This window comes from Streptomyces sp. NPDC020379, assembly GCF_044387105.1.
Taxonomy (GTDB): Bacteria; Actinomycetota; Actinomycetes; order Streptomycetales; family Streptomycetaceae; genus Streptomyces.
Window position 1 is genome coordinate 189,231 of record NZ_JBIRVR010000011.1, and the last position, 23,265, is coordinate 212,495.

Consider the following 23,265-nt stretch of genomic DNA (forward strand, 5'->3'; position numbering starts at 1 on the left):
GAACGCGGAGCGAACGCACGCCATATCGGCCATCACGGCAGCTCCTTGTTCTTAGGATGATCCTCCAAGAGGGTGTGGGAGCGGTTCGCACGTACGGATACCCTGGGGGCGTGACGTTCCCGGTAGTCGGCATGGTCGGCGGCGGTCAGCTCGCCCGTATGACCCACGAGGCGGGCATCCCCCTCGGCATCAAGTTCAAACTGCTCAGTGACACCCCGCAGGACTCGGCGGCCCAGGTGGTCAGCGACGTCGTCATCGGCGACCATCGCGACCTGGAAACCCTTCGTGCTTTCGCACAAGGCTGCGATGTGATCACCTTCGATCACGAGCACGTACCCACCGAGCACCTCCGGGCCCTGGAGGCGGACGGCATTCCCGTCCGCCCGGGGCCCGACGCGCTGGTGCATGCCCAGGACAAGGGCGTGATGCGGGCGAAGCTCGACGCGATCGGAGTGCCCTGTCCCCGGCACCGGATCGTCGAGGACCCCGCCGACGTCGAGCGGTTCGCCGCCGAGGGCGACGGCTTCCCCGTCGTCCTCAAGACGGTGCGCGGCGGTTATGACGGAAAGGGGGTCTGGATCGTCCGTGACGCAGAAGAGGCGGGTGAACCCTTCCACGCCGGAGTGCCCGTGCTCGCCGAGGAGAAGGTCCCCTTCGTCCGCGAGCTCGCCGCCAACGTCGTCCGCTCCCCGCACGGCCAGGCCGTCTCCTATCCCGTCGTCGAGTCCATCCAGACCGACGGCGTCTGCGACACCGTCATCGCCCCCGCCCCCGGCCTCTCCGAGGCGCTCTCCGCCCACGCGCAGCAGCTCGCCCTGAAGATCGCCAAGGAGCTCGGAGTGGTCGGCCACCTCGCCGTCGAGCTCTTCGAGATCCGCCACGCGGACGGCACCCCCGGCGTCCTCGTCAACGAGCTCGCCATGCGCCCGCACAACTCCGGCCACTGGACCCAGGACGGCGCGATCACCTCGCAGTTCGCCAACCACGTACGCGCCGTGCTCGACCTCCCGCTCGGCGACCCGCGCCCGCGCGCGAAGTGGACCGTCATGGCCAACGTCCTCGGCGGCGACTACCCCGACATGTACGCCGCCTATCTGCATTGCATGGCGCGGGACCCGGGCCTGAAGATCCATATGTACGGCAAGGACGTCAAGCCCGGCCGCAAGGTCGGACACGTCAACACCTACGGCGACGACCTGGCCGACGTGCGCGAGCGCGCGAGCCACGCCGCCGGATACCTGCGAGGAACGATCACCGAATGACGAACAGCTCCCCCCTGGTCGGCATCGTCATGGGCTCCGACTCCGACTGGCCCGTCATGGAGGCCGCCGCCAAGGCCCTCGACGAGTTCGACGTCCCCTACGAGGTCGACGTCGTCTCCGCGCACCGGATGCCCCGCGAGATGATCGCGTACGGGGAGCAGGCCGCCGGCCGCGGGCTCAAGGCCGTCATCGCGGGCGCCGGGGGAGCGGCCCACCTCCCCGGCATGCTGGCCTCCGTCACCCCGCTGCCGGTGATCGGCGTGCCCGTCCCGCTGAAGTACCTCGACGGCATGGACTCCCTGCTCTCCATCGTGCAGATGCCGGCCGGGGTCCCCGTCGCCACCGTCTCCGTCGCGGGCGCGCGCAACGCCGGCCTGCTCGCCGTCCGCATGCTCGCCGCCCACGACGGCCGACTGCTGGAGCGGATGCGCCGCTTCCAGGACGAGCTCAACGAACAGGCCACCGAGAAGGGCCGCCGGCTGCGCGCGAAGGCCACCGGCAACGACGGCTTCGGCTTCGGGAAGTGACCGCCGTGAGCGACCACCTCGCGCGCGCCCGCGAACTGCTCGCCGCCCACCCCGTCGTCGACGGCCACAACGACCTCCCCTGGGCGCTGCGCCAGCAGGTCCGCTACGACCTCGACCGGCGCGACCTCGCCACCGACCAGAGCGCCGACCTCCACACCGACCTGCCGCGGCTGCGCGCGGGCGGCGTGGGGGCGCAGTTCTGGTCCGTGTACGTGCGCACCGACATGGCCGGTGACGAGGCGGTCAGCGCCACGCTGGAACAGATCGACGCCGTACGCCAGTTGACCGCCCGCTACCCCGCCGACCTGCGGCTCGCGTTCACCGCGGACGACATGGAGGCGGCGCGCGCCGAGGGCCGGATCGCCTCCCTCATGGGCGCCGAGGGCGGTCACAGCATCAACAGCTCCCTCGCCACGCTCCGCGCCCTGCACCGCCTCGGCGTGCGCTATATGACGCTGACCCACAACGACAACGTCCCGTGGGCCGACTCCGCGACGGACGCGCCCGTGGCGGGCGGGCTGACCGCCTTCGGCGAGGAGGTCGTGCGGGAGATGAACCGCCTCGGCATGCTCGTCGACCTCTCGCACGTCTCCGCCGACACGATGCGGGACGCCCTGCGGGTCAGCGAGGCGCCGGTGATCTTCTCGCACTCCTCCGCGCGGGCCGTCTGCGACCACCCGCGCAACGTGCCGGACGACGTCCTCGCGGCGCTGCCCGCGAACGGCGGCATGGCCATGGCCACCTTCGTCCCGAAGTTCATCCTCCCCGAGGCCGTCGCCTGGACCCGCGCCGCCGACGAGAACATGCGGGCCCACGGCCTGCACCACCTCGACACCACGGCCGAGGCGATGGCCGTCCACCGCGCCTTCGAGGCGGCCAACCCCCGCCCCATCGCCACCACATCGACGGTCGCCGACCACCTCGACCACATGCGCGAGCTCGCGGGCATCGACCACATCGGCATCGGCGGCGACTTCGACGGCACGGCCTTCACCCCGTCCGACCTGCCGGACGTGTCCGGCTACCCCCACCTGATCGCGGAGCTTCTGCGCCGCGGCTGGTCGGAGCCGGACCTGGCGAAGCTGACGTGGGGGAACGCGGTGCGGGTGCTGCGGGCGGCGGAGTCCGTGGCTTCCGCCACGACGAGGGGCCCGTCGAACGTGACACGCGAGTCCCTGGACGGCTGATCCCGGGGTTTTTCCCCAGCCCCGCCCCTTCCCAACGGGGGCGCCTGCCCCAGGCCCCCGGCTTCGGGAAGGGGCGGGTAGGGGAAAAAGCCCGCCGCAGGCGCAAGCGAACGCACCCCACCCCCGCGGCGGAGCCGCAAAGAAACCTACGCCTGCGGCCGCCCCATGGCCCGGAACGTCCACCCGGCCTCCCGCCAGGCGCGAGCGTCCAGCGCATTGCGCCCGTCCAGCAAACACCGCTCGGCCACCACACCCCCCAGCTCCGCGGGAGAAAGCTCCCGGAACTCCCCCCACTCCGTCAGGTGCAGCACCACATGCGCCCCCCGCACCGCGTCCAGCGCCGTCGGCGCGTAAGCGAGCGTCGGGAAGAGACGGCGGGCGTTCTCCATCCCCTTGGGGTCGTAGACGGTGACCTGCCCGCCCTGAAGGTGGATCTGCCCGGCGACATTGAGCGCCGGGGAGTCCCGTACGTCGTCGGAGTCCGGCTTGAACGTGGCGCCGAGCACGGCCACCCGACGGCCGAGGAAGCCGCCGCCGACCGCCTCCCGCGCGAGCTCGACCATGTGGCCGCGGCGGCGCATGTTGATGGAGTCGACCTCGCGCAGGAAGGTCAGCGCCTGGTCGACGCCCAGCTCGCCCGCGCGGGCCATGAAGGCCCGGATGTCCTTGGGCAGGCAGCCGCCGCCGAAGCCGATGCCGGCCCGCAGGAACTTCTTGCCGATCCGCTCGTCGTGGCCGATGGCCTCCGCGAGCTTCACCACGTCGCCGTCCGCCGCCTCGCAGACCTCGGCCATGGCGTTGATGAAGGAGATCTTCGTGGCGAGGAAGGAGTTCGCGGCGGTCTTCACCAGCTCGGCCGTGGGGTAGTCGGTGACGACGAACGGCGTGCCCGCGCCGATCGGCGTCGCGTACACCTCGCGCAGCAGCTTCTCGCCGCGCTCACCGGCGACGCCGACGACGATCCGGTCGGGGCGCAGCGTGTCCTGGACGGCGAAGCCCTCGCGCAGGAACTCCGGGTTCCAGGCGAGCTCGACGTCGGCGCCCGCCGGGGCCAGCCCGGCGAGCAGCCCCGCGAGCCGCGCCGCGCTGCCGACCGGGACGGTCGACTTGCCGACGACCAGCGCGGGCCGGTGCAGCACGGGGGCGAGGGCGGTGACGGCGGCCTCGACGTAGGACATGTCGCACGCGTACTCACCGTGCTTCTGCGGGGTGTTCACGCAGATGAAGTGGACGTCACCGAACTCGCCGACTTCCTCCCAGGAGGTGGTGAAGCGCAGCCGCCCGGTCGAGCCCTCCAGGCCGGCCACATGGCGGCCGAGCAGTTCCTCCAGGCCGGGCTCGAACATCGGGACCTTGCCCCGGCCGAGCATCTCGATCTTCTCGGGCACCACGTCGAGGCCCAGCACCTCGAAGCCGAGCTCGGCCATGGCGGCCGCATGGGTGGCGCCGAGGTAGCCGGTGCCGATCACGGTGATCCTGGGGGCCATGCGGTGCTCCATGTGCTGACGGGCCGGATTGCGCTGCCCGAGCATAGTCGGGGCGTGCCCCGGGAAGGATCTCGGGAGACGCCATGACCCCTCGGGCGCGGTGCGGACCGCCGTGCGGACGCTGTCGGCAAGCTCACGTATACCCGTCCGGACACCGCCCCTAGAATTGGGTTACTAAACGGTAGTTAACTCTCAGGGGAGCACGCCTTGGCGGGAACAAAGGACTTCGACCTGTACCGGCCTTCCGAGGAGCACGACGAGCTCCGCAAGGTCGTGCGCTCGCTCGCCGAGGCGAAGATCGCGCCGTTCGCCGCCGAGGTGGACGAGGAGGGCCGCTTCCCCCAGGAGGCGCTCGACTCGCTGGTGGCCGCCGATCTGCACGCCGTGCACGTGCCCGAGGAGTTCGGCGGCGCCGGTGCCGACGCGCTGGCCACCGTGATCGTCATCGAGGAGGTCGCGCGCGTCTGTGCCTCCTCCTCGCTGATCCCGGCGGTCAACAAGCTCGGCTCGCTGCCCGTCGTCCTCTCCGGCTCGGACGACCTCAAGAAGCGCTATCTGAGCCCGCTGGCCAAGGGCGAGGCGATGTTCTCGTACGCCCTCTCCGAGCCCGACGCGGGTTCGGATGCGGCCGGCATGAAGACCAAGGCCGTGCGCGACGGTGACCACTACGTCCTCAACGGCGTGAAGCGCTGGATCACCAACGCGGGCGTCAGCGAGTTCTACACGGTCATGGCCGTCACCGACCCCGAGAAGCGCTCCAAGGGCATCTCCGCCTTCGTGGTGGAGAAGTCCGACGAGGGCGTCTCCTTCGGCGCGCCCGAGAAGAAGCTCGGCATCAAGGGCTCCCCGACCCGCGAGATCTACCTCGACAACGTCCGGATCCCCGCCGACCGCATGATCGGCGAGGAGGGCACCGGCTTCGCGACCGCGATGAAGACCCTCGACCACACCCGCATCACCATCGCGGCGCAGGCGCTGGGCATCGCGCAGGGCGCGCTGGACTACGCCAAGGGCTATGTCCAGGAGCGCAAGCAGTTCGGCAAGCCGATCGCCGACTTCCAGGGCATCCAGTTCATGCTCGCCGACATGGCGATGAAGCTGGAGGCCGCCCGCCAGCTCACGTACTCGGCCGCGGCCAAGTCCGAGCGCCTCGACGGCGACCTCACCTTCTTCGGCGCCGCGGCCAAGTGCTTCGCCTCCGATGTCGCCATGGAGGTCACCACGGACGCCGTCCAGCTCCTCGGCGGCTACGGCTACACCCGTGACTACCCGGTGGAGCGCATGATGCGCGACGCCAAGATCACGCAGATTTATGAAGGCACGAACCAGGTGCAGCGGATCGTGATGGCGCGCAACCTGCCGAAGTAGGGTCTTCGCAGGTGACGGCCCTCGGCGTGCTGCCGGGGGCCGTTCGCGTGGGCTCGGCGAGGCCGCTCCGGGCTGGCCTCCGGCGGGGCCGTCCGCGCCGGGCGGCGCAGGAGCCCGCCTCGGCCCCTCATGCGGCCCGTCCGGCGCTTCGAGGACACGCGGCGCGGCCGCGTTCAGGCGCCCGCGCCCGCGAACCCGCTAGTCGGCCAGCCCCTCCGCCTCGCGCGAGGAGCGCAGTTCCATGATCGCCCGGCGGCGGGCCAGCCGGTGCGTGCGGCGGATCTGCGCCTCCTGGTAACGCCGCCGGTCCTTCTCCGTCTCCGGCTCCACCGGCGGCACCCGCCTCGGCTTGCCCCCGTCGTCGACGGCCGCGAAGACCAGATACGCGCTGCCGACCTGGACCGCGGGGGTGGACTCGTTCCACCGCTCGGCCATCACCCGCACGCCGATCTCCATGGAGCTGCGGCCGGTCCAGTTGCACTGGGCCTGCACATGCACGAGATCGCCGACCTTGACCGGTTCGAGGAAGGCCATCTCGTCCATGGAGGCGGTGACGGCGGGGCCACCGGAGTGGCGGCCGGCGACCGCGCCGGCGACGTCGTCCACCAGCTTCATGATCACGCCGCCGTGGACCGTACCGAGGAGGTTCGTGTCACCCGCGGTCATGATGTGCGAGAGGGTCGTGCGTGAGGCGGATGTCGGCTTGCCCGATATATCCGACTCCAGATCCGGGTCCTGAATGGTCATGTCCACCACTGTATGCCCGGGCGCTCCACTGGGCCGGATGTGCATCAGCTCTGCAACAGCCCTGCCCCGATCATGTAGCCGCCCGTCTGTCGGCCGTTCGGGCGGGCACACTCGACTTCATGAGTGATTGGCGCGAAGGGCGGACCGACGAGCGGCGGGACCGGTACGGACGCGGCAGCACGAGCGCCGAGCCGGAGGGCGTCCGCGCCATGCCGCATGTCCGCCGTGACGCCCCGCCGCGCCCGTACCGGCCGGTACCCGGCCAGAACTCCTCCGGCGGCGGCACGAGCGCGCCCCCCGCCCCCCGTCCCGGCGACGGCTACAACACGGGCCGGGTCTACGGGCACGGCGGCCCGGTGGGCCCGAACGGCGGCGGCGGTGGCGGCGACGGCCGGGGCCCGCGCGGCCGCGGCGGCCGGACCAGCCCGCCGAACTGGCGCAAGCGGATCACGGTCGGCCTGATCGCGTTCGTCGTGCTGCTGCTGGCGGTCTCCGTCAGCACGTACTTCTGGGCCGACTCGAAGATGCGCCGCGAGGTCGACCTCAGCAAGGTGAAGGACCGCCCCTCCGGCGGCAAGGGCACGAACTATCTGATCGTCGGCTCCGACAGCCGCGAGGGCCTGTCCGACCAGGACAAGAAGGACCTCCACACCGGGTCCGCGGACGGCAAGCGCACCGACTCGATGATGATCCTGCACACGGGCGACAACGGCACGACGATGCTGAGCCTGCCCCGCGACTCGTACGTCACGATTCCCGCCTTCACCGGGCCGCAGTCCGGCAAACGGTTCCCCGCGTCCACGCACAAGCTCAACGAGGCGTATTCGGACGGTGGGGCGGAGCTGCTGGCGCAGACCATCGAGTACAACACCGGACTGCATATCGACCACTACGCGGAAATCGGCTTCGGCGGCTTCCGTAATCTGGTCGACGCACTCGGTGGTGTCGAGATGTGTCTGGACAAGCCGGTGAAGGACCGTGACTCCGGCGCGGACTTCAAGGCGGGCTGCCAGACGCTGAACGGCACGCAGTCGCTCGCGTTCGTACGCCAGCGCCACCAGGAGGCCGACCAGGACCTGGGGCGGATGCGCAATCAGCAGAAGTTCCTGAACACCCTCGCCAAGCAGGCGGCCTCGCCGTCCACGGTCCTCAACCCCTTCCGCCTCTACCCCGTCATCGGCTCCGGGCTGGACACGCTCGTCGTCGACAAGGACATGGGGCTGACGGACCTGATGTCGATGTTCTGGTCGATGAAGGGCGTCACCGGCGGCGACGGCAAGCAGCTGACCGTGCCGATCTCCAACCCCAACCTGCCCACCCGGAGCGACGGCGTGGCGGTCAAGTGGGACTCGGTCAAGGCCAAGCAGCTCTTCGACCAGCTCAAGAACGACGAGAAGGTCACCGCCGCCGACCAGTGACGCGGGGAGCGCACCGGGTCAGGCGGCTTCCGGCCCGGTCGCGTTGATCACGGCGAAGATGCCGCCCTGCGGGTCCTGCACGACGGCCATCCGGCCCGCCATCATGTCGAACGGCGGCACGATGACATTGCCCCGCGCGTGCACGAGGGCGTCGACCGTGCTGTCCGTGTCGTCGACCGCGAAGTACGTCAGCCAGTGCGGGGGCGTGCCCTCCGGGAGCTTGTCGAGCCCCTGCATCCCGCCGACCGTCCGCCCGTCGACGTTGAGCGCGAAGTAGCCGTCCGCGCCCTCCATGGGATCGGCCTTGATGCCCAGGGCGGCGGAGAGGAACGCCGAGGCGGCGCCCGTGTCGCTGGTGTCGAGCTCGTTCCAGATCAGCGCGCCGGGCTCGTTGACGACGCCCGCGCCGGGGAAGTCCCGGGCCTGCCACAGGCCGACCACCGCGCCGGTCGGGTCGGAGACGACCGACATCCGGCCGAGCGTCATCACGTCCATCGCCGGCATCATCACCTTGCCGCCCGCCTTCGTGACCTTCTGCTCGGTGGCGTCCACGTCGGCGGTCGCGAGATAGGTGGTCCACACGGTCGGCGGCGTCGGCCCGCCGTCCGGCGACATCGCGGTCATGATGCCGGCCACCGGCTTGCCGCGCAGCGTGCAGACGGCGTACCCACCCGTCTCCGGTGGCCCGACCTCGCCCTGCCACCCGAAGAGATCACGGTAGAAGTCCAGGGCGGCTTGCTGGTCGGGCACCATGAGGTCGATCCAGCAGGGGGTGCCGGGCGCGTACGGACCGGTTACATCGGGCATGTCGGCTGCCTCTCGGGGACGCGGTTCGGTGACCCCCCTTACCCCCACCTTCCGCGCACCACCGGGCCCCCGCCAGCGGCGGGGGCCCGTCCGGGGTTCCGGGGGCGACGCGAGCCGAGTGCTCGAAGGACAGCCCCGGACCTGGGACGGAAGCTGTCATCCGCGGTCCGGCACGGATGGTGCGTCGCGGGGTGGCCATCCGCCGCGCCCGATCACAGTCACAGCTCCCGGCGAGATCGCCCTTGACGCGAAGGCCCGTGCGGAGCTGAGCCCTCCTCAAGGGCACACCGCCCGATCCCCCGTCATCACCTCCGCGCCCGCCCTCTGGGGCGCCCGGGCGCGGACCTCGTGGAGTGCAGTGAAGTCCGTGCCGAGTGTGACGCGCATCAGCGGGCCCTGGCCCGGGACGGGGTGGAGTTCCGCCGTGGGGAGGGCCGCGGCGAGGGAGCGGACCGAGCGGTCCCAGCGGGGGTCGTAGGCGATCACCGTGCGCGCCTGGGCGGGGCCCGCGGACGCGTCCGTGGGCAGGCCCGTCGTGCTGAAGCCCATGGCGCGCAGCGTCTGGTCCGTGGCGCGGGCCAGGCCCTGGCGGCCGCTGCCGTTGTAGACCTGCACCCGGATCTCCGAGGGCGCCACCTCCACCGGCGTCGGCGCCTCCTGCCGCCGGGCCGGGGCCTTCGCGTCGTGGAGCCGGGAGGGCGCGTGCGCGGTCAGCGGCCGGTCCTCGCGCAGGGCCTGGAAGAGCCTGGCGGAGGCGGCGTCGTCCCACTTCACGGTCGAGCCGACGTGCGGCACCGGGAAGTTCGCGGAGGCGATGGGCACCGACAGGAACTCCGTGGCGGCGGGCTTGAGATTGCGCATGGCCTGGCCCAGCCCGATCAGCTCGCCGCTGTCGAAGCTCCGGTCGGCGCGTACCGAGCCCAGCAGCGTGTCGGCGACCTGCTGGAACATCACGGGGTTCAGCAGCACCCCGCTCTGCGACACCCGGTGCAGCAGCGCCGCGAGGAAGCGCTGCTGCCGCTGCATCCGGCCCAGGTCGGCGGCCCCGTCGAGGTGGCGGGAGCGTACGTACTGCAGCGCCTGGCCGCCGTTGAGCGTGCTCGTGCCCACCGGCAGGTTCAGCCCGCTGAAGGGGTCCTGGAGCGGCCGGTCGGTGCACAGCCGCACGCCGCCCACCTCGTCGACGGTCTTCATGAAGCTGGTGAAGTCGACCTCCAGATAGTGGTCGATGTGCACGCCGGTGAGGTGCTCCACCGTCCGTACGGTCAGCGCCGGCCCGCCCTCCGCGTACGCCGCGTTCAGCTTCTGCACATGTGTGGGGTGCGGGCGGCCCGCCTCGTCCAGGTGGTCGGGGATCTCGCTGTAGGTGTCGCGTGGCAGGCTGACCACGGTGGCCCGGTCGTGGTCGGCGGAGAGGTGCACCAGCATCACCGTGTCGGTGCAGTGGCAGGGCGCGCCGCCCAGGTGGTAGAGCCGCCTCTCCTCCTCGGTGATCTTGTCCCGGGAGTCCGTGCCGACGATCAGCAGATTGGTGCCCTGCCCGCTCGCCGGCCGGTTCGACAGCCCGCGGAAGACGTCGATCCGGCCGATGCGGCTGTCGATCCCGCTGACCACCGCGTGCCCCACGCCCGCGGTGCCCAGCACCACCGCCGCCACGCCCGCGGCCACGCGCACCCCCCAGCGTGGCCGGCGGGGGGCGCCGTGGCGCGGTCCGTTCGTGCGGGTCGTGCGGGCCGGTGCGGTCATGGGGAGACCTCCGCGACGGACGGCAGCAGGGGCGACCTGGGGCGGGCCAGGGACCGGCAACGGTAGGTCAATACGATCAGCGGGCCGTGCCCCCACGCCGCTCCGGGTCACCGGGCCACCCGGCCGGACAGCGCCGGTGTCCGCCATTAGCGGTAACGTGACCGACGATTCCGCCGACCCCGGCCCAGCCGGGTGGGTGACCCCCGTACCCCCCGAGGAACCATGCCCGAACAGCAGCCGCCCGCCGTTTCCGTGATCATGCCGGTCCTCAACGAGGAGCGGCACCTGCGTACGTCCGTGCGGCACATCCTGGAGCAGGAGTACGCCGGAGAGCTGGAGGTCGTGATCGCCCTCGGCCCCTCCACGGACCGTACGGACGAGATCGCCGCCGAGCTCGTCGAAGAGGACCCCCGCGTCCACACCGTGCCGAACCCCACCGGGCGGACGCCCGCCGCGCTCAACGCCGCGATCAAGGCGTCCCGCCATCCGGTCGTGGTGCGCGTCGACGGGCACGGCATGCTCTCGCCGGACTACATCGCGACGGCCGTGCGCCTGCTGGACGAGACCGGCGCGCAGAACGTCGGCGGCATCATGCACGCCGAGGGCGAGAACGCCTGGGAGATGGCCGTCGCCGCCGCCATGACGTCGAAGATCGGCGTGGGCAATGCCGCCTTCCACACCGGCGGTGCCGCCGCGCCCGCCGAGACCGTCTATCTCGGCGTGTTCCGGCGCGAGGCGCTGGAGCGGCAGGGCGGTTACAACGAGGAGTTCATCCGGGCCCAGGACTGGGAGCTGAACTTCCGGATCCGTGAGGCCGGCGGCCTGATCTGGTTCTCACCGGAGCTCAAGGTCTCCTACCGGCCGCGCCCGTCGGTGCGGGCGCTGGCCAAGCAGTACAAGGACTACGGCCGCTGGCGGCACGTCGTCGCCCGCTACCACCAGGGGTCGATCAACCTCCGCTACCTCGCGGCGCCGACCGCCGTCGTGGCCATCGCGGCGGGTGTGGTCGCGGGGGCGACCGTCAGCCCGTGGGCGCTGGTCGTGCCCGGCGGCTATCTGGCCGCCATCGTGGCGGGCTCGGTCCCGGCGGGCAAGGGGCTGCCGCTGAAGGCGCGGGCGCAGATCCCCCTCGCGCTGGCCACCATGCACATGTCGTGGGGCTACGGCTTCCTGACCAGCCCGCGCTCCCTGGCGAAGAAGGTCATCGCCAGCCGCCGTCCGGCGGTGAAGAACGGCTGACCGTCCGTGGGGACCGGTGCGCCGGTCCCCACGGAGGCGTCAGATCCGCTCCCCCGAGAGGAGCGGCTCGAAGGAGCGGTAGGCGGTGTAGTTCCTGAAGTGCCGGGCGTAGAGCTCCGAGCCGTCGGCCAGGCGCTCGTCGAGCACCTCGCTGACATCGACCACGTGCCGCAGCCGCCAGATGATCAGCTCACCGGCCTCGTTCTCGTAACTCGTCTCCAGGCCCTTGCCGTGCGCCTCGGCCTTCTCACGGGCCCGTGCCTCGTCCTCGGCCGTCAGCAGGACGAAGCTCTCCTGGTAGAGCGGGGTGTGATCGTCCACGTCGGACGAGGACTCGCACAGGAGGACAGCGACGTAAGTGGGCATGTTTCCCCGGCTATTTCTTGAAGCGGTTGTCGTTCAGGAGCTTCCAGGCGGTGTTGCACGTGCTCAGGCGGCAGCCCTTGAGATAGCCCAGGGTGTCGCCGTAGTGCTGTCCGGGGAACACCGAACGGATGGAGCCTTTGCGGCAGCGGGAGATGAAGTTGGTGGCGATCTCCCCCAGGTTGTCGTTCGCCGCGCAGGCGTCGCCGAGACGGTGCTCGGGGGCGAGGAGCACGGCACCGGTGGCCGCCTCCGCGGCCGTGGGGAGGCCGGCCGTCGCGCCGCCCGCGAGGACGGCGGCCAGCACGCAGCGGGTCACGAGCGCCCGCACGGCACCCCGGCGTCCGTGGTGGTGGGTGCGCATCGGATCAGCAGCCCGCCATCTTCTCGTAGGCGATCCAGACCTCGCCCTTGTTGTTGAGGCTGACGTTCCCGCTCTTGTGCAGCCCGGTGTACTTCCCGCGGTACTTCCGCAGCTCCCCGACGGGCGATTCCAGCGTCATATAGGGGGAGTCGGGCTTCCAGTCCCCGGAGAACTTCGCGTAGACCTCGTTGGTCCCGTCGGTGCCGCTGGCCCAGCAGGCGCGGGATCCGGAGTAGAGGACGAGGTTGCCGTCGTACTGCATCTCCAGGCGGTAGCCGCCGTTCCGGAGGCAGTGGCCGGGGATGAGCCTGTCGGTGAAGGACGTGCCGTCGCTGCGGCACTCCTCCAGCACCCGGACGCTGTGGGCCTTCTCGGCGGGGGCGGCCGTGGCCTGCCCCGTCACCGCCGCGAGGGCCGCCATCAGGTTCACCGCGGCGAGTACGCAGACCCGGGAGACGTTCCTCATGCAAGCTGCCTTTCGTGAGCGCTTCTGAGCCACAGGCGCAGAGAGTATCGGGAGTGCTACGCGAAGTCACCGGGATCGCGGAACTCTCACCCGTCACGGCGGTAAGGGGCCGGACCCGCCCCGGGTCCGGCCCCTCGTCCGTACGCTCACAAGACCGACGAGCGGCTTCCGCCGTCAGAACCGATTCAGCGAATTGACCTTCATGCAGGCGGAGGTGTCGTTGCCGTTGAGCGGGTCCGCGCTCTCCGGGGCCTTGTTGTCGGCGTCCTTCTTCTTGTCGCCGGACTTGCCGCCGTTCTTGTCACCGGACTTGTCGTCGCCCTTGTCACCCGGCTTGTCGCCGGACCCGCCGCCGTCGGCCTTGCTGTCGGTGCCGTCCTTCGTGTCGCCCCCGCCGGCCCGGTCCTTGGGATAGGCCGTGCCCGAGCGCCAGTCGGCGCCGATGACCAGGGTCAGCTCGTCGACCGCGGTGGACATGCGCAGCGCGCCGTCCGGCAGCCCGAGGGCCTTGGCCACCGCTTCGGCGTCACCGCGCTGGGACGCCTTGGAGTAGCTGAGCGTCGTGTCGAGCTGCGACCGGGGGGTGGAGTCGGCGGTGGCCTTGGTGAAGCCCTTCCCGACGAGGAACGCCGCGATGTCGCTGCCCCGGCCGGTGGCCACGGGCTGGGCCGCGGTGCCCGTGCCGTTGAAGACGGTCACCGGGACGCTGCCCCTGGGCGCGGCGGGCGCCGAGGGGGCGGACTTGGGGTCCTTCTTCTTGTCCTTGCCGTCGAGCGCGACGTCGTTGCGCACGAGCGAGAACAGCTTGTCCGCGTCGCCCGCCTTGGGGACGACGTGCGCGTCCGGGTCCTGCGGGTCGGTGGCCCACGGCATGGTCGCCATGGTGATCCGGCCGGACGGCACCTGCTTCAGGTCCTCGGCCAGGTCGTAGAGCTTCTTGACCGAGCCGAGGTCCTTGTCGACCGTCAGCGCCTTGGTGGCGGACTCGGCGAGCCCGGTGAGCTGGCCCGGGTCGCTCAGCTTGGTGCCGGACTTCAGCTGACGGACCATCGCGTTCATGTACATGTGCTGGGCGTGGGTCCGGCCTATGTCGCTGCCGTCCTCGAAGCCGTGCCGGGTGCGCAGCCACTGGAGCGCCTGCTCGCCCTTGACCTTGTGCTCGCCCTTCTCCAGCCGCAGCCCGGACTTGCTGTCGTAGACGTTGTTGTCGACGCAGACCGGCACGCCGCCGACGGCGTCGGCCATGCTCACCACGCCCGAGAAGTCGATCATCATGAAGTGGTCGATGGGGATGCCCGTGAGCTCTTCCCAGGTGGCGACCGTGCAGCCCGGACCGCCGTTCATGAGGCTGGTGTTGATGATCTGGCTGCTGGTCTCGCGGTAGACCTTCCCGTCCTCCGGGTCGGTGCACTTGGGGATCGTCACCCGGGTGTCGCGCGGGACGCTGATGACCGACATGTTGCTGCGGTCCGCCGAGACGTGCACCAGCATCTGGACGTCGGCGAGCGGCTTGCGGCCGGCGTCCTCGCGGGCGCCGCCGAGTGCGACGTTCTCGGGGGTGTTACGGCTGTCCGAGCCCAGCAGGAGGATGTTCAGCGGGCGCTGGCCCTCGGCGTTGGCGGCGCTCCGGTCGAGGCGCTTGTCGCCGAGGTTGAGGGCGTCCTTCTTGAGGTTGCCGTTGAGGTGCTGGTAGTAGAAGTAGCCCGCGGCGGAGGTGCCGAGGACCAGGACCGCGAGGCAGAGCGCGGTCCAGCGGGCTATTCGCGCTATGCGCGCGCGGCGGGAGGGCGGCGTCCCCTTCGCGCCGCTGTCGCCGGACGCGCCCTCGCCGCCCTTCTTCCCCGCGCCGTCACGGGCTCCCGGGACGCGGCCGCGCGAGCGCGACCCCCGCACACTGCTCTGCCGCATCGGGCCTCCCCTGAATGGTGCTTCCGGCCCGATGGGCAGGCATGCCGTCTCTGGTGCGCCGTGGGCGCGGGTCGTTCCGCGCGCACGGGCGGGCCACGCGCCTCACCGGAGGGTGGCCCGACCAGTGAGATGCGTGTGTGCCACGCCTAGGTTCACTTGGCGCAGATGTTCTTGTCGTCCGCTTCGACCTTTTGAATGCCCTCCGGGGCCTTTTCGGGCGCCGCGGGTGCGGAGACGGGGGTGCCGGCGGCCTTGAAGTCGGCGCCGAGCGTGAGCGTCATGTCCGCCATCGGACCGGCGGCGGCCGCTGTCTCCTTGAGGGCGTCGGCCGACAGCCCCATGGCGTCGGCGAGCCGCCGCGCCTGGTCGGCCTGGTCGGGCGCGAACTCCAGCACGGTCTTGTCGACCTTCTTGCCGCCGGGCGCGTTGCCGCCGTTGGTGGTGCGCGGCATGCCCTTGGAGTTCTGCATCCAGGCGACGGCCTCCTGGGCCGCGCCGATCCTGCCGCTGCCGTTGAGCACCTTGGCCCGCACGGCCGCGGGCGCCGCCATGGGGCCCTTGAGCAGCGCCTGCTGCTTGGCGTCCTTGGCGTCCTGTGCCTTCTTCTCCTTCTCCTTGACCTCGGTCAGGGAGACGTCCTGCTTGACCATGGCCAGCAGCGGGTCGGCCTTGGGCTTGTCGAGGAGGACCGTCTTGCGGACCTTGCCGTCGGCGGGGTTGTCGACGACCGGCAGGGTCGCGAAGGTGATGTTCTTGGTGTTGACCCGGCTGAGGTCCTTCGCCAGCTTGGTCAGGTTGCTGACCGAGCCTATGCCGGTGTCGACGGTGAGCGACTTCGTCGCCGCGTCGCCCAGGTCGTAGAGCTTCTTGGGGTTGGTGAAGGTGTCCCCGGACTTCATCTTCCGGATCATCGAACTCAGGAACTGCTGCTGGAGCTTGATGCGGTCCAGGTCGCCGCCGAAGCCGACGCTGTGCCGGGTCCGTACGAACGCGAGCGCGTCCTCGCCCTGGATCTCGTGCCGCCCCTGGCTGAGCTTGAGGTGCGACTTGGGGTCGTCGATGCCCTTGGCCAGGCAGACCTCGACCCCGCCGACGGCGGAGGAGAGCTGCTTGACGGCGTTGAAGTCGGCCATCATGAAGTGACTGATCTTCAGGCCGGTGATCTGCTCGACGGTCCGCCAGGTGCAGCCGGGATCGCGGTCCTCCTGGCCCAGGCTCTCGTTGAAGCGGACGCCCTTGGAGCCGGGGATGGCCTTGGTCTTGCCGTCCTGCTTGGTCGGGCACTCCGGGATGTCGGTGATCATGTCACGCGGGATGGAGATCGCGGTCGCGTTGGAGCGGTCCTCGGAGACGTGGAACAGCAGCGTGGTGTCGGCGTGGCCGACGCTGCCGTCGTCGCCGTAGCCCTCGTTGCCCTTGCCCGAGCGCTTGTCCGTGCCGATGACGAGGATGTTCACCGGGCCCTTGGTGACGGCGGCGTTGTCGATGCCGACGTCGACCTTGTTGATGTTGTTGTTGAAGTGCTCGTAGAGCAGATACGCGCCCAGCGAGCCGCCGACCAGGACGAAGGCGAGGGAGCCGCCCGTCCAGAGCAGGACCTTCTTCTTCGCGGTCTTCTTCGGCCTGGGCCGCCGCCGGCCCGCGGCCGCCGCCTTGGGACCGCCGCCCCTGCGCCCGCCGCCACCGCCGGTGCCGCGCTGACCGGGCATCGCCTTGGGCGCCGCGGTTCCCGGGCTCTTGGAGGAGATCCTCCCGGAGGGGACGAAGGAACTCGTCGCGGCCGGCGGGGTGGTGACGGCCGCGGGGGGCGAACCCTGCGCGGAGGCCGGATCAGACCCCTCGGCATGGTCGAGGCGCAGCTCGTAGCTGCCGGTTTCGGGGTCGAAGACCCACTGGTCGGCGGGGTCGATGCCGCCCGCCCGCCCACGGCCTTGCGCGTCCACGGTCGCTTGAATCCTCCGTCGGTGCCACGCGGCGCCTGCCCCCCGAGGCGCTCGGTCACGTCGTCTTTCAGTGCGCGGTCAGCCCGGCCGTGCGCACCGGATCGCTCACACTATCCGCCCAGTTCAGCGTCGAGCGACGCCGGTGACAAATTCCACTCCCCTACAACTGGGCAATCTGCCCAATCCTTTCGCGGCCGCGAAAAACCCGATCATACGTTTCGGGGGATTCATCCACAGTTGCCGCGAGCGGCGGTGGTTCCCTCGTACGTGGGGGGCGCGGTGGGCGAGGGAGAGGATGCGGAGGGGGAGGGAGAGGTGCCGGCCGGGTCCGTCGGGGCGCCGGGATCGGTGGGCGCCTGATAGCCGCCCGGTGCCTCCGGCCCCGCGGTCCCCTCCGGCGCCCCGGGCTCCTCGGCCTTGCCGTGCCGGCCGGTGCCACCGCCCGGGTGCGCGCCGCCGGGCTTGCTGTCGGCCGGGCGGACGTTCGCGCTGACCGACACCGGCTTGTCCTCCCGCAGTTGCCGGAAGAGCTGGTCCGCGTCCGGCTGCACCAGCTCGTCGCGGTCCGTGTTGTACGGATACGGGCGGCGCGGCACCGTCAGGAACTGCACCCGGTCGCTCGGGATGCCCCGCACCGTGCGCACCAGGTCGTACAGCTTCCGCAGCGAGCCGAGCCCGGCGTCCGTGGTGAGCGAGGAGGTCGCCGCGTCGAGCACGGGGTAGAGCCGCGTCGGGTTGAGCAGCACGCCGTCGCTCTGCATCTCGGTGAACAGCGCGCCCAGGAACGCCTGCTGTCGGCCCATCCGCTCCGTGTCGCTGCCGTTGCCGAGGCTGTAGCGGGCGCGGACGAAGCCCAGCGCCTGTTCCCCGTGCAGGACCTGACGGCCCGCGGGCAGTTTGAGGTGCGCCTCGTGGTCGTCGATCGGCTGCTTGAGACACACCTCGACCCCGTCGACCGCGTCCACCAGCCGCTTGAAGCCGCTGAAGTCCACGATCACGTGATGGGTGATCCGGATATGGCTGATGTTCTCGACGGTACGGATCGTGCAGGCCGGGCCCGCGAGCTCGAAGGCCCAGTTGAACTGGGCGAACCGCTCGTTCGTCCGGCTGCCGTCCGGGCGCCGGCAGCTGGGGATCTGCGCCATCAGGTCACGCGGCAGGCTGACGGCCGTCGCGCTCCGCCGGTCGGCGGACACGTGCAGCAGGATCGTGGTGTCCGAGCGCTGGGTCCCGCTGTCCTCGCCGTACTCGCCGTTGCCGGGTCCGCCGCGGGTGTCGGAGCCGATGATCAGGATGTTCTGTGCCCCGGCCACCAGGGCCGTCGGGCGCTCCCGCTCGTACTGCGCCAGCTCGTTCGCCGTGTCCGTGTCGGTGTGGATGTTGCTGTTGAGCCGCTCGTAGAGCACCCAGCCCACCGCGGCCAGCGCGAGCGTCAGCACGGCCAGGGCCAGTGCCAGCCAGCGCAGCCAGCGGCGCCGCCGCCGGGGCGTGAGGAAGGGAGCGTCGGTGCCGTCGTTCACAGCTGCGTCCCTCCCTCACGGGGTGGTACGTGCCTCTGCCGGGCCTTTCCGTGCGGTGCCGGCGGTGTGCTCGGGGCCGGCGCGTATCCCCGATCATCGCGCGGTCCCGGCGATGCGGCAGCGTCAGAGGGCCGTCACGGTGACGCGCTCACTCTCCCGGCGCTTGTCCAGGCCGCCGCCGGACAGCCGGTCGAGGTTGCGGCACAGCACCACCGAGCCCCCGGCGGCGAGCGGCGCGAACAGCCCGGCGGAGAGGCCGTCCCAGGTGGCGTACGGCAGGCCGGACAGCATCCGCGAGCCGCTGCCCAGCCCGTGCTGGAAGGCGTCGGTGCGCGCCCGCTCGACCAGCTGGGCCCCCGTCAGCTCCAGGCCGTCCACCGCGAGCGCGGGGGCGTCCGGGTCGACGGGCGCGTACGGCGCGAACCGGTCGCCCTGGCTGGGCACCTCGACGGCGTAGTCCGCGAAGCCCTCCGGCGGCTGGGGGAACCGGCCGCCCAGCGGGCGCAGGGCGAGCGCGACGCGCTCCCCGGAGCAGGCGCGCGCCTCCTGAAGGGTGTCCGGGCCGCTCACCACCAGGTCCGCGGCGGCCGGGTCGCCGCCCACGTCGGCCATGACGCCGACGGAGGAGCAGGCGAGCAGCCAGACGGCCGTCTGCCAGTGGGCGGGCAGCAGCAGCGCGAGCCGGTCGCCGGGCTCGGCGGAGAGCTCGCCCTGGAGCAGGTTGGCGGTCTTCGCCACCCAATTGGCGAAGGTGGCCACGGACAGTTCCACGCGCTCACCGGTGGCGTCGTCGTAGAAGGTCACGAGAGGGCGGGCCGGGTCCGCGGCGAGCGCGGAACGCAGCAGGTCGGCGGGGGTGCGATCGGTGGCGTTCATCGCCGCCAGGGTACGCGGCCAGGCCGCTGACGGGCAGTCGGGAAAGCGCGCGCGGGGCCGTGCGGGGGCCGACTGGGCGTCACTTTCCGGCCCACTTTGAATGGACAGACTTATCCGCATATGTCCAGGATTTCTGTCATGCGTGGATTCCTTGTCACCTCGACGGTCAGCGCCGCCGCCCTCAGCCTGCCCTTCCTGGCCACCTCGCCGGGGGTCGCCCCCGCGAACGCCTCCTCCGGTACGACCTCGTTCACCGGTGCCCCGAACACCGTCCCCGGCTCGACACAGTCCGTGCCGCTGGTCCGCCTCGGCGGCTCCGACCGGGCGCGCACCAACGGACCCGCCGAACAGGGCGTGCCCCAGCGCGAGGTCAAGCCCTTCTCCCTGATCGGCATCGTGTGGGACGACGCCGGTGCCGAGCTCCGCGGCCGCGCCCAGGTGCGCACCCGTGCCGTGGGCAGCCGGGCGTGGTCCGGCTGGCAGGACGTCCAGACCCACGACGACGACCGTCCCGACCTCGACTCCCGCGAGGCGCGCAACGGCCGGCTGCGCGGCTCCACCGCACCCCTGTGGGTCGGCGCCTCCGACGCCATCCAGCTGCGCGTCCGCCCCGACGCCGCCACCGAGCGCACCCCCGAGGGCCGGGCCCTGCCCGCCGGCATGCGCCTCGAACTCGTCGATCCCGGCGCCGCCCCGGCCCCCCAGTCCCGTCGCGTCCCCGTCGTGCCGCCCGGCACCGACGAGGAACGCGCCAGCTCCGCCGCCAACGCCCCGCTGGCCCCGCTCGGTGCCACCGAGATCCCCGCCGCGGGCCGGAAGGCCGCGCGCTCCGACGTCGCCGCCACCGGCACCGGCCGCGGCAGAATGCCCTCGGACGAGCCCGAGGGGGACACCGAGAACGACGACTCCGGTGACTCCGGTGACTGGAACGACAGCGACGAGAGCGGCGACTCCCGGGTCAGCGGGGACCCGGACGACGGCTACGACCAGGACGGCCCCTCGGACTCCGGCGAGAACACCGCCCCCGACGGCCGCTACACCGCCTCCCGCCCGCGTATCGTCACCCGGGCCGGCTGGGGAGCCGACGAATCGCTCCGCGAGCGCGCCTTCGCGTACACCAAGACCGTCAAGGCCGCCTTCGTCCACCACACGGCCTCCGGCAACAACTACAGCTGTTCCGAGTCCGCCTCCGTCATCCGTGGTATCTACCGCTACCACGTCGTGAGCAGCGGCTGGCGTGACATCGGCTACAACTTCCTCGTCGACAAGTGCGGCACCATCTACGAAGGCCGGGCGGGCGGAGTGGCGAAGCCGGTCATGGGTGCCCACACCCTCGGTTTCAACACCAACAGCATGGGCATCGCCGTTCTCGGAAGCTTCGCGAGCTCCACCCCGCCCAAGGCGGCGGTGAACGCCCTGTCCTCCCTCACCGCGTGGAAACTCGGCCTGTACGGGGTGAACCCGCGCGGCACCGCGACCCTGGTGTCCGGCGGCGGAAACCTCTTCAAGAAGGGAACCTCCGTCAAGCTCAAGGCCATCTCCGGACACCGCGACGGCTACGCCACGGAGTGCCCGGGAGACCGCCTCTACAGCAAGCTCGGCACGACCCGCTCGGCCGCCGCCCGCCTCCAGGGCCGCTGACCGGGGGGCTGGCGGACGCCGCCGGTCTGCATAAACTGGCCGCCGATCAAGCCCCGTCCCCAGCAGGAAGCAGAGACGACAAGGTGACTGAAGCGATCCTCCTGGTGGGCGGCAAGGGGACCCGGCTGCGCCCCCTCACGATGAACACGCCGAAGCCGATGGTGCCGGCGGCGGGCGTGCCGTTCCTGACCCACCAGCTGGCCCGGGCCCGCGCCGCCGGGGTCGAGCACATCGTGCTCGCCACGTCCTATCTGGCCGAGGTCTTCGAGCCGTACTTCGGCGACGGGTCCGCCCTCGGCCTCCACCTCGAGTACGTCACCGAGGTGGAGCCGCTCGGCACCGGCGGAGCCATCCGCAACGTCGCCGCCCGGCTGCGCTCGGCGCCGGACGAGCCGGTGCTGATCTTCAACGGCGACATCCTCACCGGCCTCGACATCGAGGCGCTGGTCGACACCCACCGCACCACGGGAGCGGACGTCTCCCTGCACCTGACGCGGGTCGAGGACCCCCGCGCCTTCGGCCTGGTGCCCACCGACGCCACCGGCCGGGTGACGGCCTTCCTGGAGAAGCCGCAGACGCCCGAGGAGATCGTCACCGACCAGATCAACGCGGGCGCGTACGTCTTCAACCGCTCGGTGATCGACTCCATCCCCGCCGGCCGGCCCGTCTCGGTCGAGCGCGAGACCTTCCCCGGGCTGCTCGCGGCGGGCGCGCACCTCCAGGGCATGGTCGACTCCACCTACTGGCTCGACCTCGGCACCCCGCAGGCGTTCGTACGCGGCTCCGCCGACCTGGTACTCGGCCGGGCCCCCTCCCCGGCCGTGCCGGGCCGCTGCGGCGACCGGCTCGTCCTCGACACCGCGGACGTCGCCCCGGACGCCAAGCTCACCGGCGGCACCGTGATCGGCGCCGGGGCCGTCGTGGAGCCGGGCGCGCGGATCGACGGCAGCACGGTCCTCGACGGCGCGGTCATCGAGGCGGGCGCGCAGGTGCGCGACTCCCTGGTGGGCGCGGGCGCGCGGATCGGGGCGCGCACGGTCCTCGACGGCGCGGTCATCGGTGACGGCGCGCGGGTCGGCGCCGACAACGAGCTCCGGGCGGGGGCGCGGATCTGGTGCGGCGCGCGGATCGACGCGGGCGCGATCCGCTTCTCCTCCGACCAGTAGCGGACCGGGGCCCGCCCCGCGCCCGCTAAGTGGACTCAGGGCCTCCGCTTGTCGGTCCGCCGACGTAGGCTGGCCGGATGGCGACGCGCACATGGGTCCCGTCGGGCCCGTACGACCTGGGGCGCACCCTCGGCGTCCTCGCGCGCGGCCCCGGCGACCCGGCCTACCAGGTGGCGGCGGACGGCTCCGTCTGGCGCGCCAGCCGCACCCCGGACGGTCCGGGCACGCTCCATGCGACCGCCCGCGACGGCGAGGTGCGCGCCGAGGCGTGGGGCCCCGGCGCCGACTGGCTGCTGGACCACCTCCCGGCCCTCCTCGGCGGCACGGACGACCCCGGCGCCTTCACCCCCCGCCACCGCCTCGTGCACCAGGCGCACCGCCGCAACCCGGGGCTGCGGCTGGCCCGCACCGGGCTGGTCCTGGAGTCGCTCATCCCGTCGATCCTGGAGCAGAAGGTCACCAGCGACGAGGCGTACCGCGCCTGGCGCCTCCTCCTCCAGCGCCACGGCGAACCCGCCCCCGGCCCCGCCCCCCGTATGCGTGTCATGCCCGACCCCCGGGGCTGGGCCCTGCTCCCCTCCTGGGAGTGGCACCGGGCGGGCGTGGACGGGAAGCGGTCCGCGACGATCGTCCGCGCCGCCCGGGTGGCCGCCCGCCTGGAGGAGGCCGCCACCATGGACGAACGCCCGGCCGCCGCCCGCCTCCAGGCCGTCCCCGGCATCGGCCCCTGGACGGCGGCGGAAACCCTCCAGCGAAGCAACGGCGCGACCGACGCGGTCACGGTCGGGGACCTGCACCTGCCGAAGATCGTCGGCTATGCGCTGACGGGGCGGCGGGGGATGGACGATTCGGCCATGCTCGACCTGCTGTCGCCCTACGCGGGCCAGCGCCACCGGGCGTGCCGGCTGATCCTGCTCACGGGGGTGGCCCCGCCGCGCAGGGCCCCACGCTTCTCGGTGAACGACATCAGGGCGATCTGAGGCGTGTCGCTTTTTCGCGGCTTCGTCCGCTGAGCGGTCGGCTTGCGGCTCGGGCGGCCTCAAGCTCCGGCCGGGCTTGGGGTTGGTGGCCTTTCAGCTGTCCGGCGTTTGAGGACAACGCGCGAAGCGTGTGGTGGGGGTCTGGGGGCTTGCCCCCAGTTTCGGGAAGGGGCGGGGCTGGGGAAACAACCAGCCCGTCCGGCGCTTGAGGACGCGGGCGCAGGCCGCCCCCGCCGCAGGCGGCAACGAA

At 71.7% G+C, this 23,265-nt stretch carries 20 protein-coding genes; 9 read left to right on the forward strand and 11 right to left on the reverse strand.

Translation table 11 applies throughout. From position 1 onward, the window contains the following. The first annotated feature begins 110 nt into the window (after window positions 1-110). From ACH427_RS17045 to ACH427_RS17055, 3 genes are read left to right on the forward strand one after another with little or no spacing between them, the layout of a single operon-like run. Window positions 111-1,262 carry a 5-(carboxyamino)imidazole ribonucleotide synthase gene (locus tag ACH427_RS17045; protein ID WP_398870272.1) on the forward strand — a complete coding sequence of 384 codons (1,152 nt, stop codon included), beginning with the start codon at window positions 111-113 and terminating at the stop codon, window positions 1,260-1,262. Next, window positions 1,259-1,789, forward strand: coding sequence for a 5-(carboxyamino)imidazole ribonucleotide mutase (gene purE, locus ACH427_RS17050; RefSeq protein ID WP_398870273.1), 531 nt, complete (start codon window positions 1,259-1,261; stop codon window positions 1,787-1,789). The genes ACH427_RS17045 and purE overlap by 4 nt, the downstream gene beginning before the upstream one ends. Before the next feature lie 5 nt (window positions 1,790-1,794). Further along, window positions 1,795-2,976 (forward strand): dipeptidase, encoded by a 1,182-nt coding sequence (locus tag ACH427_RS17055; protein WP_398870274.1) that lies wholly within the window; start codon window positions 1,795-1,797, stop codon window positions 2,974-2,976. A 146-nt stretch (window positions 2,977-3,122) separates the two neighbouring features. Here the strand turns inward: ACH427_RS17055 and ACH427_RS17060 are convergent, their stop codons facing one another. Next, window positions 3,123-4,463, reverse strand: coding sequence for a UDP-glucose dehydrogenase family protein (locus tag ACH427_RS17060; RefSeq protein ID WP_398870275.1), 1,341 nt, complete (start codon window positions 4,461-4,463; stop codon window positions 3,123-3,125). 207 nt (window positions 4,464-4,670) lie between these two features. On the opposite strand from ACH427_RS17060, the gene ACH427_RS17065 reads away from it, so the two are divergent. Beyond that, the gene (locus ACH427_RS17065) at window positions 4,671-5,831 is read left to right on the forward strand and encodes an acyl-CoA dehydrogenase (protein ID WP_361528501.1); all 1,161 of its coding nucleotides are present in this window, start codon (window positions 4,671-4,673) and stop codon (window positions 5,829-5,831) included. A gap of 198 nt (window positions 5,832-6,029) precedes the next feature. On the opposite strand, the gene ACH427_RS17070 is transcribed toward ACH427_RS17065, so the two are convergent. Beyond that, entirely contained in the window at window positions 6,030-6,578 is a 549-nt protein-coding gene (locus ACH427_RS17070; protein ID WP_398870276.1) for an acyl-CoA thioesterase, read from the reverse strand. Between the two features lie 119 nt (window positions 6,579-6,697). Here ACH427_RS17070 and ACH427_RS17075 point away from each other — a divergent pair, with 119 nt between their 5' ends. After that, entirely contained in the window at window positions 6,698-7,996 is a 1,299-nt protein-coding gene (locus ACH427_RS17075; protein WP_398870277.1) for an LCP family protein, read from the forward strand. 18 nt (window positions 7,997-8,014) lie between these two features. Here ACH427_RS17075 and ACH427_RS17080 read toward each other — a convergent pair whose 3' ends face one another. Both ACH427_RS17080 and ACH427_RS17085 read right to left on the reverse strand, forming a co-directional pair. After that, entirely contained in the window at window positions 8,015-8,803 is a 789-nt protein-coding gene (locus ACH427_RS17080; RefSeq protein WP_398870278.1) for a VOC family protein, read from the reverse strand. 276 nt (window positions 8,804-9,079) lie between these two features. Continuing rightward, a complete protein-coding gene (locus tag ACH427_RS17085; RefSeq protein ID WP_398870279.1) occupies window positions 9,080-10,549 on the reverse strand; it encodes an LCP family protein in 1,470 nt (489 codons plus the stop codon). A gap of 222 nt (window positions 10,550-10,771) precedes the next feature. On the opposite strand from ACH427_RS17085, the gene ACH427_RS17090 reads away from it, so the two are divergent. Next, entirely contained in the window at window positions 10,772-11,788 is a 1,017-nt protein-coding gene (locus tag ACH427_RS17090; protein WP_398870280.1) for a glycosyltransferase family 2 protein, read from the forward strand. A 39-nt stretch (window positions 11,789-11,827) separates the two neighbouring features. On the opposite strand, the gene ACH427_RS17095 is transcribed toward ACH427_RS17090, so the two are convergent. The 7 genes from ACH427_RS17095 to ACH427_RS17125 all read right to left on the reverse strand — a co-directional run bounded on the left by ACH427_RS17095 (window position 11,828) and on the right by ACH427_RS17125 (window position 19,228). Then, on the reverse strand, window positions 11,828-12,154 hold the full coding sequence (locus ACH427_RS17095; RefSeq protein WP_398870281.1) for a DUF4288 domain-containing protein: 327 nt from the start codon (window positions 12,152-12,154) through the stop codon (window positions 11,828-11,830). A 10-nt stretch (window positions 12,155-12,164) separates the two neighbouring features. Further along, window positions 12,165-12,515, reverse strand: coding sequence for a hypothetical protein (locus tag ACH427_RS17100; RefSeq protein ID WP_398870282.1), 351 nt, complete (start codon window positions 12,513-12,515; stop codon window positions 12,165-12,167). A gap of 4 nt (window positions 12,516-12,519) precedes the next feature. Beyond that, window positions 12,520-12,981: a hypothetical protein gene (locus tag ACH427_RS17105; protein ID WP_398870283.1), complete on the reverse strand. Its 462-nt coding sequence runs from the start codon at window positions 12,979-12,981 to the stop codon at window positions 12,520-12,522. A 174-nt stretch (window positions 12,982-13,155) separates the two neighbouring features. Beyond that, the gene (locus ACH427_RS17110) at window positions 13,156-14,889 is read right to left on the reverse strand and encodes an LCP family protein (RefSeq protein WP_398870284.1); all 1,734 of its coding nucleotides are present in this window, start codon (window positions 14,887-14,889) and stop codon (window positions 13,156-13,158) included. 152 nt (window positions 14,890-15,041) lie between these two features. Continuing rightward, window positions 15,042-16,832, reverse strand: a complete 1,791-nt coding sequence (locus tag ACH427_RS17115) for an LCP family protein (RefSeq protein WP_398870285.1) — start codon at window positions 16,830-16,832, stop codon at window positions 15,042-15,044. 227 nt (window positions 16,833-17,059) lie between these two features. Next, window positions 17,060-18,352 (reverse strand): LCP family protein, encoded by a 1,293-nt coding sequence (locus ACH427_RS17120; protein WP_398870286.1) that lies wholly within the window; start codon window positions 18,350-18,352, stop codon window positions 17,060-17,062. 123 nt (window positions 18,353-18,475) lie between these two features. After that, the gene (locus ACH427_RS17125) at window positions 18,476-19,228 is read right to left on the reverse strand and encodes a TIGR03089 family protein (protein ID WP_398870287.1); all 753 of its coding nucleotides are present in this window, start codon (window positions 19,226-19,228) and stop codon (window positions 18,476-18,478) included. A 138-nt stretch (window positions 19,229-19,366) separates the two neighbouring features. Between ACH427_RS17125 and ACH427_RS17130 the strand changes: the two genes are divergently transcribed. The 3 genes from ACH427_RS17130 (at window position 19,367) to ACH427_RS17140 (ending at window position 23,015) form a co-directional block, all read left to right on the forward strand. After that, entirely contained in the window at window positions 19,367-20,869 is a 1,503-nt protein-coding gene (locus ACH427_RS17130; protein ID WP_398870288.1) for an N-acetylmuramoyl-L-alanine amidase, read from the forward strand. 83 nt (window positions 20,870-20,952) lie between these two features. Beyond that, window positions 20,953-22,035, forward strand: coding sequence for a sugar phosphate nucleotidyltransferase (locus ACH427_RS17135; protein ID WP_398870289.1), 1,083 nt, complete (start codon window positions 20,953-20,955; stop codon window positions 22,033-22,035). 77 nt (window positions 22,036-22,112) lie between these two features. Further along, a complete protein-coding gene (locus ACH427_RS17140; RefSeq protein ID WP_398870290.1) occupies window positions 22,113-23,015 on the forward strand; it encodes a DNA-3-methyladenine glycosylase family protein in 903 nt (300 codons plus the stop codon). The last annotated feature ends 250 nt before the right edge of the window (window positions 23,016-23,265 follow it).